General features: G+C 57.7%; 13 protein-coding genes. 8 read left to right on the plus strand and 5 right to left on the minus strand.

Features of this window, described 5'->3' with window-relative positions; translation table 11 throughout:
• Window positions 1–43 precede the first annotated feature (43 nt).
• From mutL to H7850_RS13805, 8 genes are all read left to right on the plus strand, one after another.
• On the plus strand, window positions 44–2,038 hold the full coding sequence (mutL, locus tag H7850_RS13770) for a DNA mismatch repair endonuclease MutL (protein WP_227370164.1): 1,995 nt from the start codon (window positions 44–46) through the stop codon (window positions 2,036–2,038).
• 12 nt (window positions 2,039–2,050) lie between these two features.
• Window positions 2,051–2,989 carry a tRNA (adenosine(37)-N6)-dimethylallyltransferase MiaA gene (miaA, locus tag H7850_RS13775; protein WP_227370165.1) on the plus strand — a complete coding sequence of 313 codons (939 nt, stop codon included), beginning with the start codon at window positions 2,051–2,053 and terminating at the stop codon, window positions 2,987–2,989.
• 122 nt (window positions 2,990–3,111) lie between these two features.
• Window positions 3,112–3,357: an RNA chaperone Hfq gene (gene hfq, locus H7850_RS13780; protein ID WP_048308298.1), complete on the plus strand. Its 246-nt coding sequence runs from the start codon at window positions 3,112–3,114 to the stop codon at window positions 3,355–3,357.
• Between the two features lie 18 nt (window positions 3,358–3,375).
• Window positions 3,376–4,710 carry a ribosome rescue GTPase HflX gene (gene hflX / locus H7850_RS13785; RefSeq protein WP_227370166.1) on the plus strand — a complete coding sequence of 445 codons (1,335 nt, stop codon included), beginning with the start codon at window positions 3,376–3,378 and terminating at the stop codon, window positions 4,708–4,710.
• Window positions 4,711–4,780: 70 nt separating this feature from the next.
• Window positions 4,781–6,013, plus strand: coding sequence for an FtsH protease activity modulator HflK (gene hflK / locus H7850_RS13790; RefSeq protein ID WP_227370167.1), 1,233 nt, complete (start codon window positions 4,781–4,783; stop codon window positions 6,011–6,013).
• Complete coding sequence (gene hflC, locus H7850_RS13795) at window positions 6,013–6,915, plus strand: protease modulator HflC (protein WP_227370168.1); 903 nt, start codon at window positions 6,013–6,015, stop codon at window positions 6,913–6,915. Before hflK ends, hflC begins: the two co-directional genes overlap by 1 nt.
• A gap of 113 nt (window positions 6,916–7,028) precedes the next feature.
• Entirely contained in the window at window positions 7,029–8,225 is a 1,197-nt protein-coding gene (locus H7850_RS13800; RefSeq protein WP_227370169.1) for an ATP phosphoribosyltransferase regulatory subunit, read from the plus strand.
• An 85-nt stretch (window positions 8,226–8,310) separates the two neighbouring features.
• Window positions 8,311–9,609, plus strand: a complete 1,299-nt coding sequence (locus H7850_RS13805) for an adenylosuccinate synthase (protein ID WP_227370170.1) — start codon at window positions 8,311–8,313, stop codon at window positions 9,607–9,609.
• Window positions 9,610–9,749: 140 nt separating this feature from the next.
• Here H7850_RS13805 and H7850_RS13810 read toward each other — a convergent pair whose 3' ends face one another.
• From H7850_RS13810 to H7850_RS13830, 5 genes are all read right to left on the minus strand, one after another.
• Complete coding sequence (locus tag H7850_RS13810) at window positions 9,750–12,410, minus strand: SEL1-like repeat protein (RefSeq protein WP_227370171.1); 2,661 nt, start codon at window positions 12,408–12,410, stop codon at window positions 9,750–9,752.
• Between the two features lie 161 nt (window positions 12,411–12,571).
• Window positions 12,572–13,822: an alginate lyase family protein gene (locus tag H7850_RS13815; protein WP_227370172.1), complete on the minus strand. Its 1,251-nt coding sequence runs from the start codon at window positions 13,820–13,822 to the stop codon at window positions 12,572–12,574.
• 75 nt (window positions 13,823–13,897) lie between these two features.
• On the minus strand, window positions 13,898–14,812 hold the full coding sequence (locus tag H7850_RS13820) for a polysaccharide lyase (RefSeq protein ID WP_227370173.1): 915 nt from the start codon (window positions 14,810–14,812) through the stop codon (window positions 13,898–13,900).
• A 119-nt stretch (window positions 14,813–14,931) separates the two neighbouring features.
• A complete protein-coding gene (locus tag H7850_RS13825; RefSeq protein ID WP_227370174.1) occupies window positions 14,932–16,503 on the minus strand; it encodes an alginate biosynthesis protein Alg44 in 1,572 nt (523 codons plus the stop codon).
• Window positions 16,504–16,576: 73 nt separating this feature from the next.
• Window positions 16,577–18,499: a glycosyltransferase gene (locus H7850_RS13830; protein ID WP_227370175.1), complete on the minus strand. Its 1,923-nt coding sequence runs from the start codon at window positions 18,497–18,499 to the stop codon at window positions 16,577–16,579.
• Window positions 18,500–18,595 lie beyond the last annotated feature (96 nt).

Raw genomic sequence — 18,595 nt, forward strand, 5'->3', positions numbered from 1 at the left:
GCCGAGTGCAGGCATTTTGTAGACCCCCTCTCAGTGAGACGAGATGACCCAGACGCAACGTATCCATGTTCTCAATCCGCGATTGGCCAACCAGATTGCTGCCGGCGAGGTGGTCGAGCGGCCTTCTTCGGTAGTCAAGGAGCTGATCGAGAATGCCATCGATGCCGGCAGTCGACGCATCGAAGTGGAGCTAGAGGCGGGAGGCGCCCGGCTTATACGGATTCGTGACGATGGTGGCGGTATCGGCGAAGAGGATCTGCCGCTGGCGCTTTCCCGTCACGCCACCAGCAAGATCGACTCCCTCGAAGACCTCGAAGGGGTCGCGAGTCTCGGTTTTCGCGGCGAAGCCCTGGCATCGATCAGTTCGGTATCCCGGCTCGAGCTTGTGTCCAACGCCACGGACGATCCCACTGCCGGCTGGCGGGTCGTGGTCGAAGGCCGTGACATGGAGTCCCGGGTCACCCCGGCGCCTCACCCGCGTGGCACATCGGTGGCGGTGCGAGATCTGTTCTTCAATACCCCGGCAAGACGCAAGTTTCTGCGCACCGAGAAGACCGAATTTTCCCATGTGGAGGAGGTGTTCCGGCGTCTGGCACTGTCCCGTTATGACATTGGCTGGACGTTGCGTCACAATCAGAAGACGCTGCATCAGCTGCGTTCTGCCCAGGATGCAGCAGGAAGTGAACGCCGGATCAGTGCGCTACTTGGCAGCAAGTTTCTCGACAATGCGCTTCATCTTGATATTGAGGCCTCGGGCCTTCGGTTATGGGGGTGGGTCGGATTGCCGACGCATTCCAGGGCCCAGGCGGATCAGCAGTATTTTTTCGTCAATGGTCGGGTGGTGCGGGATCGCCTGGTTGCCCATGCCATTCGCCAGGCCTATCGCGATGTGCTGTTCCACGGTCGCCATCCGGTGTTCGTGCTCTATCTGGAGCTCGATCCCATGGTGGTCGATGTCAATGTGCACCCCACCAAGCATGAGGTGCGCTTCCGTGACGGTCGCCTGGTACACGATTTTCTGTTTTCGAGCCTGTATCGCGCGCTTGGTGAGGCGCGGCCCAATGTTCACGCCTCCCCGGAAAATGACAGCGAAAGCGAGCAGGCCTCGGACACGGTGGTCCATCATTCCCATGTATCGTCGTCTCCCGGCTTTTCTCATGCACAGCCAGGCTGGCAACAGCAGATGGCGCTACGAACTGGCCAGGATGACAGGGCTCGGCTAGGCGCCGAGCGGGTTCGAGAGTTCATGGCTGGCTATCAAGCCCTGCATCCGGAGCATGAAGAGCGCCTGTTAACGCCCCAGCCATCCGTCTTGGACGGGCAAGAGACGCATGAAGGCCCCCATCAGGGTCAGGTCAATGCGACAGCGCCAACGCTACCCACCTTACCGCACGACGACCCAACCCAGGCGCCGCCCCTAGGCTATGCCATCGCGCAACTTCATGGCGTCTATATTCTCGCTCAAACCGCCCGAGGGCTGGTGGTCGTGGATATGCATGCCGCCCATGAGCGCATTACCTATGAAAGCATGAAGCAGCAGGTATTCCTGGGTGCCGAGACTCTTGGCGCCGATAGCGATGACGCTGGAAACAAGGGGGCGCTGGATGCTCAGCCTTTACTGGTTCCCGTATCGCTAGCCGTGAGCGCCGCGGAGGTGGAAACCGCAGAGCAGAGCCGTGAAGCGTTCTCGCGTCTGGGGGTCGAACTTGATGTGGCGGGCCCGGAAACCCTGCTTATACGTCAGGTGCCTAGTCTGCTGGCCCAGGCGGATGTAGAACCATTGATCCGCGATATGCTGTCGGATCTCGAGCGCTACGGGCGTTCGGATCGTCTTGAGGCGCATATTAACGAGTTGCTCTCCACCATGGCCTGTCACGGCAGCGTGCGGGCCAATCGTCGTCTGAGCATTGCCGAAATGAACGCGCTGCTCCGCGACATGGAGCGCACCGAGCGTAGCGGCCAGTGCAATCACGGTCGCCCGACCTGGACCGAGATGTCGATGCGGGAGCTGGATAAATTGTTTCTACGCGGGCAGTAAGAGGGTGCCGACATGAACGAGGATCGGCCGCTTGCCATCTTGCTGATGGGGCCTACGGCCTCCGGCAAGACCGATCTGGCCATGGCGCTGCAGAATCGTCTGGGCGCTGAATTGATCAGTGTCGATTCCGCAATGGTCTATCGTGGCCTGGATATTGGCACGGCAAAACCCACGCCTGCGGAACTTGAGCGCGCGCCGCATCGTTTGATCGATATTCGCGATCCTGCCGAACCCTATTCGGCAGCTCAGTTTCGGGAGGATGCGCAAGGAGAGATGCGACGAATCACCGCAGCAGGCAGTATCCCGCTGCTGGTAGGGGGCACCATGCTCTACTACAAGAGCCTACTCGGCGGTTTGGGCAATCTTCCCGCCACCGATCCGGTGATTCGTGCCGAGCTTGAGGAGTGGGCCGCCAGTGCAGGGCTTGGGGCGCTGCATGCCGAACTTGAGAGAGTCGATCCCGAGTCCGCTCGACGCATTCATCCCAACGATCCTCAGCGTTTGATGCGTGCTCTGGAAGTTCAGCGCAGCAGTCAAAAACCGTTGAGTGAGTGGTGGCGTGAGCAACGTGAAGAAACCTTTGCCTGGCAAACGTTGTCCATTGGTCTCGCGCCGGCTCAGCGCAGCGTCCTGCATGAGCGTATTGAACGTCGTTTTACCCTCATGCTTGAAAGAGGGTTCATCGATGAAGTGGCGGCACTCAAGGCGCGCAAGGACCTGCATCTGGGGCTGCCGGCGATGAAAAGCGTAGGCTATCGCCAGGTTTGGCAATACCTGGATAGGGTCTACGATAAAGAGGAGCTGGTTTGCAAAGGGGTTGTCGCCACCCGGCAATTGGCCAAGCGCCAGCTGACCTGGCTTCGCAGTTGGCCTAGGCTTCACTGGGTGGATGCTAATGCAGCGACAGCGTTACAAAACGTTTTGAAGATCGTGCGCCAGAGCGGTACTTAGCGTAAGATACTACTTTCGCAAGGACGGTGTGGTGAGTGATTTTATCGAACCGTGGGGTATCTTGCCCAAGCGAATTAGACGACAACGATATCAACATTATAGAGACAGTTAGGGAGAGCAAAATGTCCAAAGGGCAGTCCCTTCAAGACCCGTATCTGAACATCCTGCGCAAGGAGCGCATCCCGGTATCCATTTTCCTGGTCAACGGGATCAAGCTACAGGGGCAGATCGAATCTTTTGATCAATTCGTTATCTTATTGCGTAACACTGTCAGTCAGATGGTCTATAAGCATGCCATCTCGACGGTAGTGCCCTCGCGTAACGTACGCTTGCCGGCCCAGGACCCAAGTATGGTGGGGCAGGAATAACCGATCGCGAGGCCTTGATTGTTTTTTGAACGACCTGACGCCGGTGAGATGGCGGTACTCGTCCATGTCGACTTTCAGGATGAGCAGGAGCGCGAAGATCCGGGAGAATTCCTGGAGCTTGTGCGTTCCGCCGGCGCCGAACCGGCAACTTTGTTGCAGGGCAGTCGGCGCCGACCTGATCCACGTGCCTTCATAGGCAGCGGTAAAGTGGAGGAGCTACGCGAATTGCTCTCCATTCACGCTGCCGAACTCGTGATCTTCAATCATGCACTGAGTCCGTCTCAGGAGCGTAATCTCGAACGCACGTTGAAGTGCCGAGTGCTGGATCGCACTGGGTTGATACTGGATATATTCGCGCAGCGTGCGCGTACTCACGAGGGTAAGCTGCAAGTAGAACTGGCGCAGCTGGAATACATGTCTACCCGCCTTGTGAGGGGGTGGACCCACCTTGAGCGGCAAAAGGGTGGCATCGGGTTGCGTGGCCCGGGGGAGACCCAGCTCGAGACCGACCGTCGTCTATTGCGAGGTCGGATCAAGTCGATCCATAAGCGGCTCGACAAGGTGCGCAGCCAACGTGAACAGAATCGTCGCGCGCGTTCCCGGGCGGATATTTCCAGTCTTTCGCTGGTGGGCTATACCAACGCGGGAAAATCGACGCTGTTCAATGCCATGACTGACGCTGAGGTGTATGCCGCGGATCAGCTGTTTGCGACTCTCGATCCGACGCTTCGGCGGCTGGAAGTCAAGGATGTCGGGCCAGTGATTCTGGCGGATACGGTAGGCTTCATCAGGCATTTGCCGCACAAGCTGGTCGAAGCTTTTCAGGCAACCTTGCAGGAAGCCAATGAGGCAGCGCTGCTGATCCATGTGATCGATGCTGCCGATCCGGATCGTGAGCTCAATATTACCGAAGTGGAGAACGTTCTCGAGGAGATCGGCGCCTCGGAAGTGCCCTGCCTGCGCGTCATGAACAAGATTGACCTACTGGGTAGTGCACCGCGTATCGAGCGCAACGGTGATGGAATGCCAGAGGTCGTATGGCTGTCGGCACAGAAAGGCCAGGGGCTTGAACTATTGGCTCAAGCGCTATCCGAACGCCTGGCTGAAGATGTCATCGAGGCGCATCTCACCTTGCTACCGGAACAAGGCAAATTGCGGGCTGGCCTGCACGACCTTGACGCAGTGCGCGAAGAGGCCTTTGACGAGCAGGGGCGCATCCTGCTCGATATACGCTTGCCACGGCGCGATTTGATGCAGCTGCTTGCGCGGCTGGGTGAAAACGCCAAGGATTACCTGCCACCGCAGGACAGGGAGTCGATGGGGTGGTCTGAAGAGGCTCAAGAACAGCCCTAGCGGGTATGTATGAGCCTTGAAAACAACACAATCGATGCATATCGCAAACAGTGTTTAGTGGAGACGACGTATGGCTTGGAATGAGCCTGGCGGTGGTGGCAATCAGCACGACCCCTGGAGTGGCGGAGGCCGACGCGGCAGCGGTAACGGCGGCGGTGGCAACGGCGGTGGCAATAATCAGGGCCCGCCGGATCTGGATGAGGCGTTGAAGAAGTTTCAGGACAAGATCAACAAGATGCTAGGTGGTGGCCGAGGCAAGCGCGGTGGCGGTGGTAATGGCGGTACGGGAGGAGGCAAGCGTAACGTGTTTGCCTTGCCCGGGCTGCTGTTGATCGTTGCCCTTGCCATCTGGGCGGCAACCGGCTTTTATCTCGTCGATCAATCGGAGCGTGGCGTCGTGCTGCGCTTCGGTAAATTTCAGGAGATCGTTAATCCTGGGCTGCACTGGAACCCGCCATTGATCGATGATGTTCGCATGGTGAATGTCACGCGGGTGCGCTCGATCACACAGACCAAGTCGATGCTGACTCAGGATGAGAATATCGTCGAAGTCGAGATGTCGGCTCAGTATCGGGTCGCGGATCCGGCTGATTTCGTGCTCAATGTGCGTAATCCGGATATTACCATCGAGAACGCGCTGGATTCCGCCTTGCGCCACGTTGTGGGGGGCACGGAAATGGATCAGATCCTGACCTCCGGTCGTGAGTTGCTTGCGGACACGGTATCCACGCGTCTGCAAACCTATCTCAACAACTACAATATTGGCGTGACGATCCAGACGATCAACGTCGAGTCGACCTCGGCGCCGGATGCAGTGCAGGAAGCCTTTGACGATGTCATCAAGGCGCGAGAGGATCGCCAGCGCAGCATCAACCAGGCAATCGGTTATGCCAATGCCATCATCCCGGTAGCTCAGGGTCAGGCACAGCGCATGATTGAACAGGCTCAGGGGTATCGCGAATCCGTCGTTGCGGACGCCCAGGGTAATTCCAATCGCTTCAATTCCTTGCTATCCGAATACCGCAACGCGCCGCAGATAATGCGCGATCGCATGTACATCGAGACCATGTCCGAAGTGCTCAGCAGTACCAGCAAGGTATTGGTGGATATCAGCGAAAGCAGCCCCTTGATGGTGTTGCCCCTGGACCAGCTACAGAAGAACCAGGGTGGTTCGGCTGAGAGCAACGAAGATACAGCTCGACAATCCGGTGGCCAAGCGGGCATGGACCCACGTCTGCTCGACCGCTTGCGCAATAATAACCAGTCCCAAACAAGCAACAGCATCCGCAGGGAGGGCCGTTAATGATCAACAATCGTTCCCTGCTCATCGTCGCCGGTCTGGCCGTGGTCGCTTGGGTAGGCAGCAACAGTCTGTATATCGTCGATGAAACCGAGCGTGCAGTGAAGCTGCGCTTCGGTGAAATCATTGAAGAGGACATTCAACCGGGATTGCACTTCAAGGTGCCCGTCACCCAGACGATTCGCAATTTCGATGTGCGTATCAAGACATTGGACACAGATACCAGTCGCTATCTGACCCTGGAAAAGAAGGCGGTCATCGTCGATTCCTTCGTCATGTGGCAGATCATCAATCCCACCCGGTACTACGAGGCAACCTCGGGAGACGAACTTTCCGCCGAACGTCTGATTACCCCTCGGGTGGACGAAAGCCTGCGTAACGAGTTCGGTCGTCTCGAGCTCCAGCAAATCATTGCCGAGAAGCGTGATGCCCTGATGTCCGGTCCCACGGAGCAGCTCAACAAGCTGCTGCGGGACGAGCTTGGGGTGGCGATCATCGATATTCGTATCAAGCGTATCGATTTGCCGGATCAGGTAACGCAAGCGGTCTATGAGCGCATGCAGACCGAGCGTAACCGCGAAGCCCGGGAGTATCGTGCTCAAGGTGAGGAGCAGGCCGAGAAAGTGCGCGCCAACGCCGATCGCCGGCAACAGGTATTGCTTGCCGAAGCAAGGGCGCGTGCCGAGACGCTTCGTGGACAAGGAGATGCGGAAGCTGCTGCTATCTATTCCGATGCGTACCAGCAGGATGCGGAATTCTTCCGTTTCTATCGCAGTCTGAACGCGTATCGCGAGAGCTTCGCCAACAAGAGCGACTTGTTCATACTCGACCCCTCCAGCGACTTCTTCCGCTATCTGCAAGGGCCAAAGCCCCAGGGGTCAGGTTCCAGTTCAAGCGGAGAGTAGCCGGCGACATGGCTCTGCGGGGTACACCCGCAGAGCAAACATGGTAAAATCTTTTCTCAACCGGGCGAGGCCCGGTTTTTTTGTGGCCATTCATTTCTGGCAGGATAGAACCGATGACCATCGCTGACCGCTGGCTTCTTCCCGATGGCATGGACGAAGTGCTCCCGCCCCAGGCGACACGCATGGAGCAGCTGCGCCGTGCCTTGCTCGATCTTTATTATCGCTGGGGTTACGATCTGGTGATGCCGCCGCCGGTGGAGTTTCTCGACTCGCTGTTGACCGGCATCGGAACCGATCTTGACTTACAGACATTCAAGCTTACCGACCAGTTGACCGGCCGCATGATGGGGGCGAGCGCTGACGTCACGCCTCAGGTCGCCCGCATGGATGCCCACTCGTTGAGCCGCAAGGGACCAGCGCGCTTGTGCTATTGCAACTCGGTGTTGCGCGCCCAAGCGGATCAGTATCAAGGTGGACGAAGCCCGGTGCAGGTAGGGGTCGAGCTGTTCGGTCATGCCGGGTTGGAAGCCGATCTGGAAATTCTGCACCTGGCGCTGTCGAGCTTAACGACCGCAGGCGCCGAGGAAATCCATCTGGCCCTGGGCCATATCGGCATCTATCGCGACCTGATCTCGGCAGTAGATCTGGACCCCATGAGTCAGCGCGCCTTGTTCGAGGCAATTGAACGCAAATCGCCCGGTGATGTGGCTAAACAGGTCGATAAGCAAATTCAGGACGCACAGCTGGCAACACTGCTCAAGACACTGACGACTCTGCATGGCGGTGCACAGGTGCTGGATGAAGCGCGTGCACTGTTTGCGGGCGCTTCCGATACGATCATGACGGCGCTCGATCAACTGCAGGCGTTATATCAAGGGGTGAAAGATCGCTATCCGGAGGTCACGCTTTATCTGGATCTGGCGGATCTACGCGGATATCAGTATCACACCGGCATGACATTTGCTGCCTACGCGCCTCATTATGGGCAGGCATTGGTCAAGGGTGGACGCTATGATGATACCGGCCAGGTATTCGGGAGGGCTCGCCCCGCGACGGGATTTTCGATGGATCTGAAATTGTTGGCGTCCCTGGCGGAGCATCCGCCGGCAGAAGATGGTATCTGGGCGCCGGTATGTGAGACCGAGCCGGCCAGACAGCGCCTGGTCGAGCAGATCGGACGCTTGCGAGAGGCAGGCGAGCGGATCGTTCAGGCACTTCCCGGGCAGAGTACCGGCCCTGCGGAACATCGCTGCAATCGCCGCCTGGTAGAGACGAAGGATGGTTGGCATGTTTCTTCATTAAACGAATGAAATTATGCTGCCAGTGCGATATTCAAGGTTAGTCGAGTGGTCATTCCAGTAAAAAGACGGATCAGACGATCAAGAGAAGGAAGCAATGGGCAAGAACGTAGTGGTATTGGGCACCCAATGGGGCGATGAAGGCAAAGGCAAGGTCGTCGACCTGCTCACCGAATCGGCGTCGGCGGTAGTACGTTTCCAGGGCGGACATAACGCAGGCCATACGCTTGTCATTGACGGGGAAAAGACCGTACTCCATCTGATTCCCTCGGGAGTGCTGCGTGATGACAAGATTTGCGTAATTGGCAATGGCGTCGTGCTTTCGCCGGAAGCGTTGATCAAGGAGATACGGGAACTCGAGACCAAGGGCGTGCCGGTGCGCCAGCGCCTGCGCCTGTCGCCAGCCTGTCCATTGATTCTTTCCTATCATGTGCATCTCGATCAAGCTCGGGAGAAGGCGCGGGGCGTGGCCAAGATCGGTACCACGGGGCGTGGCATAGGCCCAGCCTATGAGGACAAGGTGGCTCGGCGAGGGCTGCGTCTAGGGGATATGCTGCATCGCGAGCGCTTCGCTTCGAAGCTCGGTGAAGTGCTGGATTATCACAATTTCGTGCTGCAGCATTACCACGGTGAACCACCCGTCGATTTTCAGCAGGTCCTCGACGAGGCCATGAGCATGGCCGAGGAGCTGCGCCCGATGGTATGCGACACGGTCAGTCTGGTGCATGCCATGCGCAAAGCCGGCGACAACATTCTTTTCGAGGGGGCTCAGGGATCGCTGCTCGATATCGATCACGGGACCTATCCCTTCGTCACCAGCTCCAACACCACGGCGGGAGGCACTGCGACCGGGTCTGGCGTGGGGCCCTTGTATCTCGACTATGTGCTGGGTATCACGAAAGCCTATACCACCCGGGTCGGGTCGGGGCCCTTCCCGACGGAGCTGTTCGACGAGTTCGGTCTTCATCTGGCCGAACGTGGCCACGAGTTCGGCGCCACCACCGGGCGGCCACGCCGCTGTGGCTGGTTCGATGCCGTTGCCTTGCGTCACGCGGTACAGATCAATTCCGTGTCGGGTATCTGCTTGACCAAGCTTGATGTGCTTGACGGTCTGGAAACCATCCGGGTATGCACCGGCTATCGCAGCAAGAACGGCGACGAACTCGACACACCGGTGGATTCGGAAGGCTATGAAGCGGTAGAGCCCATCTATCAGGACTTGCCTGGCTGGCACGACTCGACCCTTGGCATCAAGCGACTCGATGATCTGCCCGACAATGCGCGTGCGTATATAAGCTTCTTGGAAGAGCAGACCGGTACGCCGATCGATATCGTCTCGACGGGGCCGGATCGCAACGAAACCATCGTGTTGCGGAACCCATTTCAAGCCAGCTGATCTGCAAGTTGCTGATTTGAAAAATCCATGATGCTCACAAAAAAAGCGCTGACTCAACCAGGTTGAGTCAGCGCTTTCAATTGAGTCGATCCAGCTTCTTTCAACGCCTGCGGCCAATCCGTCGCAGGCGTCATGAGCGTTTAGATCTGCTGGTTTTCTCCTGCCGCTGCCTCAAGCGCCTCTTTATCGGTCAGAAGCTCACGAAGGATCACCAGGGCATTCCCGCTGTCGCCATCGATCACGGTATCCAGCCATACCAGCGCCTGCTCCTGGCTGGCATTCTCTAGTCCATTAGCCCACAGATAGGCTTTGGCGAGAGCGAGCCGCGCCGTGGGATGCCCTTTTTGAGCCGCTTCAAACAGATATTCGGTACCTTTTTCACGGTCCTGGGGCAGGATGTTACCGCGCAGATATTCGCGGCCAAGGGTGGCCATGGAACCCGCGTGCCCCGAATCCGCGGCCTCGACCAGCAGCGTGCGCCCGCGTTCGATATCCTGCTCGACGGCTTGATTGCCGTACAGCAAGGCGCGCCCCAGAGCTTGACGTGCGGTCTGATCGTTGGCGGCAATCGCCTGTTGGAGGTACTTTTCCGCCAGTTCGCCATCTTCTTCAAGGCCTTTGCCCTGCATATAGGCAGCACCCAGTAACTGGGCGGCGTAAGGGTCGCCGCCGTCTGCGGCCTCGACGAGGTACTCTTTGCCCTTGGCGGCATCTTGCTGGACACCGTTCCCGGTCAGATAGGCCTGGCCGAGAACGATGCGCGCCGAAGATTCATAGGGCGCTGCGGATTCCAGCAATGCCAGGCCCCGCTGCGGATCGGCAGGGGCAAGCTCACCCTTGAGCAGTATCTCTCCCAGATCGGCTTTGGCACCTGAGTGACCTTGGGCCATGGCGCGCTCCAGATAGTTGATGCCGCGCTGAGAATTCTGATTCACGCCCTTGCCTTGAAGGTACATGCGCCCCAAGGTTGCGGTGGCTCCGCCGTGACCTTCGTCTGCTGCCTCAGTCAGCCAGCGGCGGGCTTGAGAATAGTTTGCCCCGACGCCGATGCCATTGAGATAGGCACGACCCAGATCCGCCATGGCGGGCACGTCGCCCAGTTCTGCCGCCTTGCGCAACGCATTGATATCGCCCAGCTGACCCTCGGCACGATAATTGCGAGCCAGTGCGTCTTTCGCTGAGGGATGATTGGCATCGCGGGCTTGCTGGAGCCAATATTCTGCACGCTGAAAATCTCGCGGCACCCCGGTGCCCTCTCGATAAGCGCGACCCAGCACGATCATGGCATAGGCGTCGTTTTGCTTGGCGGCCTCCTCAAGCATGCCAACCGCCTCATTGGCGCGTTCACTCTTGATGGTGCCGTCCAGATAGGCTTCGGACAGCTTGGTGGCCGCCGAGGTATCGCCGGCAGCAGCAGCCTTGCGCAGCAGACGTTCGGACTCGACGGTATTGAGCTCCATCGCCTCGCCTTCGAGATAGGCTTCGCCAAGCAGGCGAGTAGCGAATATCTGGCCGCGTTGGGCGGCATCCGAGAGATACTGGATAGCGCGAACGGGGTCCGGAGGCACGCCGTTGCCATTCAGGTAGGCGTTACCCAACAGGGCTGTTGCGTATTCGTTACCGCCCTCATGACCTTTTTGCAGATAGCCGATAGCCCGCGTGGGCTGCGCGGGAACGCTCTCGCCAGTGAGATAGACGTCGCCAAGAATGGTATAGGCCAAGGGATCGCCTTTCTGGGCGGTCTGCTCAAGCAAGCGGATACCCTGTTGCGTGTCGCGTTCAAGCACGTCTCCGGCCAAGTAGGCTTTGCCCAGGAATACCGCAGCATTGGTGGAGCCTTTGTCGACGGCGGCCTTTAACCAGCGTTCCGCTTTGGCGGGGTCCTTTGCGATCGTGCCTTTGCCTAGATAGGCACGCCCTAGCTGGGTCGTGGCTTCCAGGTCGCCTGCTTCAGCGGCGCGCTGCAGTAGTTCCAGGCCTTGCTGACGCTCCTCGGCGGATTTGCTCGCCAGTAATAGTTCGCCGGCTTCTCCCATTGCATCGGGATCACCGGTATCGGCGGCGGCCAGCAACCACTGCCGATGCAGTACCGGCTGGTGGCCAAGCAGACCGTCTTCTGCATATACCCTGGCCAGATTGATCATGGCGCGGGGATCGCCGTTTCGAGCGGGTTCTTCTTGAGCCCTGGCGTAGCGTTCGGCGTATTTTCGAGAAAGCTGCGGGTTCTCTTCCAGCCAGCCACCGGGCGCATATGCCTCGGCCAGGGCTATACTGGCACGAGCCTGGTCGCCCTCTGCGGCTTCTTCGTATAGCTCTTGGGCGCGGGCCGGATCAGCCTCGACGCCTTGACCGGTCTGTAGCATTTCGGCCAGGTCTACCTTGGCGCTGGAGTTGTCACCTTCAGCCTGTTCTACCGCCTGGCGTATCAAGAAGTACGCGAGGGTAGGGTTACGTTCTACCCCGTCACCGTCTCTATAAAGCCGGCCCAGGCGCAAGGAGGCGTTATCCAGAATGTTCGATGGATTACGCAGCGATTCACCATAGAGTCTCGCCGCCTTGCTCGGGTTGCGGGGCACGCCGATGGCATCGTCGTATATGCGACCAAGCTCATAATAGCCCGGCGGGAATCCTTGGGCCTGCATGGAGCGCAAGATGCTTGTGGCTTCGTTGACATTGCCGTTTTCTAACGCCTGGTAGGCAAAGTCGACGTGTTGCCAGTCGAATGAACTCATGTCCGCCGGAGTGCCACCGTCGAACCAGTCGTAATACTGAGGATCGACGCTGGCGCGTACCTCGTCCATATGGCTGCTTCCGCCAGCGGCGCAGCCGCCTAGCAGGGCCAGAGACGCTACCAAAGTAAGTTGCTTTGTAACGTTGCTGTCTAAATAGCTAAATTTCGTAAGTATGGGTTTCACTTTTCGTGCCCTCTTGGAGCGGGTTGTATCGTTGCGAAACAAGCGACTCAGTCTGCATCTGGAAGTATGACCTCGGCTTTTTCCTCTACCGTGTCATCGGCGATTTCCAATCGTTGCGCCTCTGGATCCAGGAAATATAGAGTGATGTAACCACCTGCACTGCGGTTTTCTAACGGCCGATAGGGCCGTATGAATTTTTCGAGTGCAGCATCGTCGTGATGTGACAGATAGATATCTGCCCAGGAAAAATACTGGCCATCTTCCATGAAGCCACGATATTGCTCGTGGGGCGCATAGTCGCCAAGCTTGGTGGGGTCTTCGATGATTGCCATGGCATAGTCGACGGCAGGGTGAATATCGTTGCCATTGACTTCAAGAGAAAAGGTGTCATAGCCCTGGCGAAAGATGATCTGCATGTTGGTAATCAGATACAGCAAGGCATAGTTCTGATAGTGGGTGGCGCGTCGCCCCCGTTCCAGCTCGAGTGGTAATCCACCTTCCGGGGTGAGGTCGTGCAAGGCGGAATAAAGGGCACTGACCCCAAAACGAAATAGCTCATCATCCTCGGTCAATACGCCAATCATCGAGGCATAAACCGCTCGCCGGTAGAAGTGATTGTTGCAGCAGCTGCCGTCGAGGCCTCCGGGGATGCTCGAGTGGTTGTGGGCGAGGCGATTGAGCCACGCATTAATACGGGATTTCTCTTTTTCCATGCCATCGACTTCGGGTCGCACGATCGAGTAGGCCATGGCGGCCGCGAAAAGCATCGATTCGGTGGCGTACCAGGCTTGTCGGTCATCGCTGGAGTAGTGAAAATCGAATAGGGCATCGCTTTTCGCCCAGCGGTCAAGCACTTTGACGAGACAGTTTGAATAGTAGTCGTCACCAGTAGCCATGTAGCTGCCCGCCAGGTCCGAGACCATGCCCTCGAACTGAAACATGGGTTCGGAGGCCAGGCGCCAGGCATCCGGACTGGGATAGAAGCCGGGTAGGCGAATCTCCTCGTCCAGGGTGGGTATGGCCAGCAGCTGACGGCAGCTTTCCCCGTTTCTGAGCTGATCCATCTGATTGATCAGAATGGGGTTATCTGTTGTCTTCAGCAGTGCGCGGCGCCGATTGACGTCGAAATAAGAAGCATCGGTGTCGGTGACCGTATAAGAGGAAAGATCTAGTTTCTGGCGCTCCTTATAGGTCAACGCCTGAGCGGGCGTGCTGACATAGAGGCTAACGGCGCCCAGGAGGGCGCCGCATAGCCATGGCAGAGAAGCTTGTCGCAACGAAGTTAAGGCTGAATACATGAAATGCCCTTGGATGAAAAAACGTGCAATAGCGCGACAAACGAGATTTCTCGGCTATTGGACAACGATCACAGATCAGCTATCTGGCGCGTAAATCTCGAAGGCGCCGAAATCGGCGATTTGATCCCTGGGAGTGCGCCACTCTTTGCCGTTACCACCGAAGAAGGTAGAGAACATCACCCCATCGATTGTCAGGTCACCCGTTCTGCGGTAGACGATGTTCTGCTGTTCCAAAATGGGTTGGCCGTCGATCCACACCCGGGCAATTCCGTTCTCGCGGTCAGGGTCGTTGAGAATGAGTTCCTGCTCGACGGTGACCCAGCGCCCAGTGGGGAAGTACCAGTCACCGCGTCCCACGGAAAGGCCATACTCTTCATCCGAGTTGGCGATATATTCGTAGAGTTCGCCCTGGCCGTTTTCCCGCCACATGAAGCGCATCGAAAAGCCATTGTAGCCCGTGACTTCTTCCCCGCCGCTGGGGGCGTCGCCGCCATACAAGCCTGGCAGCTTGCCGCCCTTGACGAAGTCGAATCCGGGCTCGAAGCGTATCTTGTAGCGAAGACAGGCGCGCTCCACCCCCTGTAGTTCCTTGAGGCTGGCATAAAAGCCCGCGCCGCCTTCGCCCTGGTCGCTGGGAGAGGAGGTGCCCGCGGGGTAGCTGACACGCAGGCTGGATGTATCAAGTCCTGACTCGGCGGGGGAGAGTAGGGTGACATTCTTGTCCAGGCCCCAGTTCTTTTGGGCCTGATAGGTCCGTTCAATGATGCCTTCTATATCTTTCAGGCTCGTTTCAGGGGTTGGTGATGCCTGCAGGGGATAGCGGGACGAGCAGGCCTGCACGGTAGGCACGCTAAGAGCGTCGTCGATATCCTCTGCCATGGCGGGAGAGACTGATGAGACCGCGGCGATCAGTAGACTGGTGCTCGCTATTGCTGCCTTGAAGCTAGCAGGTGAAAAGCGTGACGAGACATGAGGCTTCTTGATTTGCATGACGGCTTCCTTTATTGACCTGCCTGTCGCGAGTGACGCGAACAGGCAAGAGTGGTGTCGCGTGCATGTGATCCTGGTTGCGATACAAAAGTTGCAAGCACTAGACAAAACAAGGCGCACTAGGATGCGATGGCTCCGAAGAAATTCTGTACCTGCTGAATGACGGCGCGACCACCCTGCCAGACCCATTCGACAGGGCCATCGACCAGTGGCGTCTCGGAAAAGCGGACGTCTACCGGAAGCCCCACGGCCTCAGCGGACAGCGGTTCTTCAGGAACCAGCAGCACGCTGGCAACGTTCTGCTGCTGACGTACCCATTCCGGGAAGCCGGCGCGAGGCTGACGTTCCACGTCCAGTGCGACGGAGCGTACCCGGGCCACGATGGGCTCGGAGGCATTGGGTAGGGCAACATAGGCGCGCTGATGAGGCTGGATATCCGCAATATCGCTCATATGTACCAGGGCCTCGACCATGACATCGTCGTCGTCGGTACGAATCAAGGTCATGATACGATCGCTTTCGTTGATATAAGTACCGCCGGCGCTACTCAAGGCCCAGGCGACAACGCAATCGCAGGGGCTGTAGATGCTGTTGGCCGCTAAGCGCGCGTCCAGGGCATCGACCCTTGCATTCTCATAGCCCTTGGCGGTTTCGAACTGTTGGATACGAATCTTGGCGATTTCCGGTGAAACGTTCTCGAAGCTTGGTGGACGCCCATCGACCGGTGTGGTCGAGCGGGCCATGCTGACCTCGTCCACGTTGGGGTCGCCAAAGCTTTCGCGCATATTTTCGATTAGCTGCGCATTGTAGTTATAGGCGGCGCGAGCCAGGATGAGATCGGTTTCGAGACTGCTGTTGCTGACTTTTGCCAGAAGCTCATCGCGCTTGACTCGATCGCCTGCCGAGAGGGAGTGCTCACTCAACTGGCCAGCTCCTGGTGCAAGGATGTCGATGCGCGGTGCGGTCACGGCGGCAAAACTCGGCTCGATCAACATGAAATTGCGATAGACCGTGGCAGCGAGAACGATGAAGAGTACGACGGCGGCGGCAATCAGTGCGGCATAGCGGCGCAGCGGCTTCTTTTCCTTCTCCTGGGTAGCGGTGGAAGCTGCCACGCTTCTCCGCTTGCGCGGCGTTTGCGGATCTTCCTGTTCGATCAGATCTTCCACGGCAGTGTAACGCCCACTCAGGTGGGCGCGTACGATGCGGCGTAGCAGCTCGCGGTGACGCTGATCGATCTGCACGATCTCGAAAGCCGAAATACGGCTGTTACCGCTGCGTTCCTTATGGTTGCGTAATGCCTTGGCTACTACCGGCACGATCAACTCAGCAGAGCCCGCCATCAGCAGCAGTGATACCTTGACGACCTGATCGGGCTCGAATGAGTGATCGCTATGCACGGAGAAGCCGCCCAGAGAGATGTCTTCTCCGGGTAGCGTATGACCATCCTCCAGCTGTACCTGAAAGGGAGCACTAACGCGTACGAACTGGCGTTCGTCGCGACGTTCGTGATTCAACTGCTGAGTCGGTTGGTCATTCGCTTGAGGCCTGGCCTGAGAATCGTTGTCGCGAACGGTCTCGCGTGCTTTTTGCTGGCGAGGTTCACTTCTCGTGCCTTTCTGATGATCGCTGTTGCCCAATGTCGGCTCATTACGGTCCTGATTATCACGAGGACGGTGCTTGTCTGCCATGGATGGAATCTCCTGTAGAATTCTGTTCGACTGCGCCGCACCAGCGTCGCGCCAAGCTGTTGTTGGAAAAAGATCAAGCGTCGCGGTCGATGCGTATTTCCATATTGCGTAATTCGATGGGGCTTTGTTCGATCATCAGCAGGCATTCACCTTGCGAGCCGCATTGCAGCGGATTTGTTTCACTCAAGGTTTGCCCTTCGTCATTCTGCACGCTGGAAGCGATCTCGGGGGCTACCAGTAAGGTGGTCTGCGCCGTGCTGGAAGCGTCACCGGTGATGCTGGCCGCGCGAACGGTGTGCAGTTTGGCTATCTCATCGAATAGCGACGCATCGAGAATGTGCTTTCCTCGAGGCAGGCGAACTTCGCCGCCCTGGAAAGCATCGGCTAGGGCAGGGGCGATCCAGTAGCTGTCGCCTCGATGTGACGCGCTGTCCCGCAGGCCGAGCTCTTTCTCGAAGGTGAACACCGATGTGCTGTCCGGTGGCACCATCACGCCGACTGCCATGATCAGTACTGTCAGCATGCTTCCCATATACAGCGTATGAATCAGATGACCGCCGATACGCTGTCGACGTGCTGCCTTTGGATCGCTTGGCTCACCGGCAGAAATACCTTGACGCGACCAGGACTGGCGATTGAAACGAAAGCTGATGTAGGTCTTGAGCAGCGCGCCTCCGACCTGGTTGTAATAGAGCAGGGGGACCCACAGCATGCTGAAGCGCTTGCGCTGCAGCGCCAGTACCGAGGCAATGATGGTACGCGTGAATATGACCCAGATGATGTAGGCGAAGATGAACGACGGGCGCACGAAAATCGTCACTAGAATGGCCACCGTCGGCCCGATGAGCGTCGTCCACATGGAAAGCCGCTGATCCACCAGGCTCCACCAGGTAAAGAAACCCATGCGCCGCGGCCCCAGGGCAATGGCGCGGCCACTGGTGCGCAGCATGTTGCCGAACCAGCGCTTCATCAGGTCAATGGTGGAGTGAAAGAAGCGATCCTTGTCGGGAAGTTCCTCGAAGCCCGACACGTAGACATCGGGAATGTAGAGCATTTTCCACTGATTCTTGAGCAGCCAGTACCAGGTAGACTTGTCATCACCGGAAAGGAACTTGAATTTGCCAAAGCGCCAGTGATCAACATAGTCGTTTTCGACCAGATCGATGAAGTCGGGGTGCGTGGCCAGCTCGGCACGGAAGGCGCTGTAGCGGCCGGTCAATACCAGCAAACGCCCGGAGAGCGACATGGAGCTCATTACCAGGTGACGCTGTGCATAGCGCAGGTCATACCATTCACGCGTGACGTCGCCACCGTTGACGATGGCCCGGTTGTTGGTAGTGAGTGCGCCAAGCCCTTGATCGAGAAGGAAAAAGGACAGTGAGCGAGAAAGAGTGCCGGGCTCGATCTCAATATCGCCGTCCATGGAGATGAGAAGTGAGTTATGGGAGGGCATGCGGCGTGAGATGGCCCGGAGCACCTCAGCCATGGCAGAGCGCTTGCCATCGCCTTTCTGGAACATGTATCGCACTTCAATGTTGCCAGGCCAGTTGTTTTCGGCCAATACATGGTCGATGACATCGATATCGCTGCGATCCGAGATGGCAGCAAAGATCAGGGTTGGCACGTCATAGTCGACCACGTCCTTGATCAGTGCGTCATAGACCGCGAAGTTGATTTCCGGTGCGATACGAAATGAGGTGCACAGCACATAGAGTGCGTCGGGTTTTTCCGTGGCATTGACGGCGTCCGCCTTCTTGCGCAACTCGGGGAAAACAGCGCGGTTATACCATACGGAGCGTACTGCTTGAACCATCCACCAGGAGTAACGCCAGGCGCCAATGATACCAATTGCCAGAATGAAGCTTTCCGATTCTGTGGAAAATACTTCCGGGGGGAGTTCGGTCAGTATGATGACCAGCGTCGCGATAGCCACCAGAAAAGCGGTAAGTTCGGTTATCCAGCGAGTCTTGGAGTTTCCTTTTTGATAGCCATTCATCTGGCCGTATCCTCAATCGTGAATGCAATTACTGCCTGCATCGTTGCTCCCTGAAATAATGCCCTGAAAACCAGCTGCCCTTACTAAGCACAAGGC

The sequence above is a fragment of the Halomonas sp. M20 genome, assembly GCF_020622265.1.
Classification (GTDB): Bacteria; Pseudomonadota; Gammaproteobacteria; order Pseudomonadales; family Halomonadaceae; genus Modicisalibacter.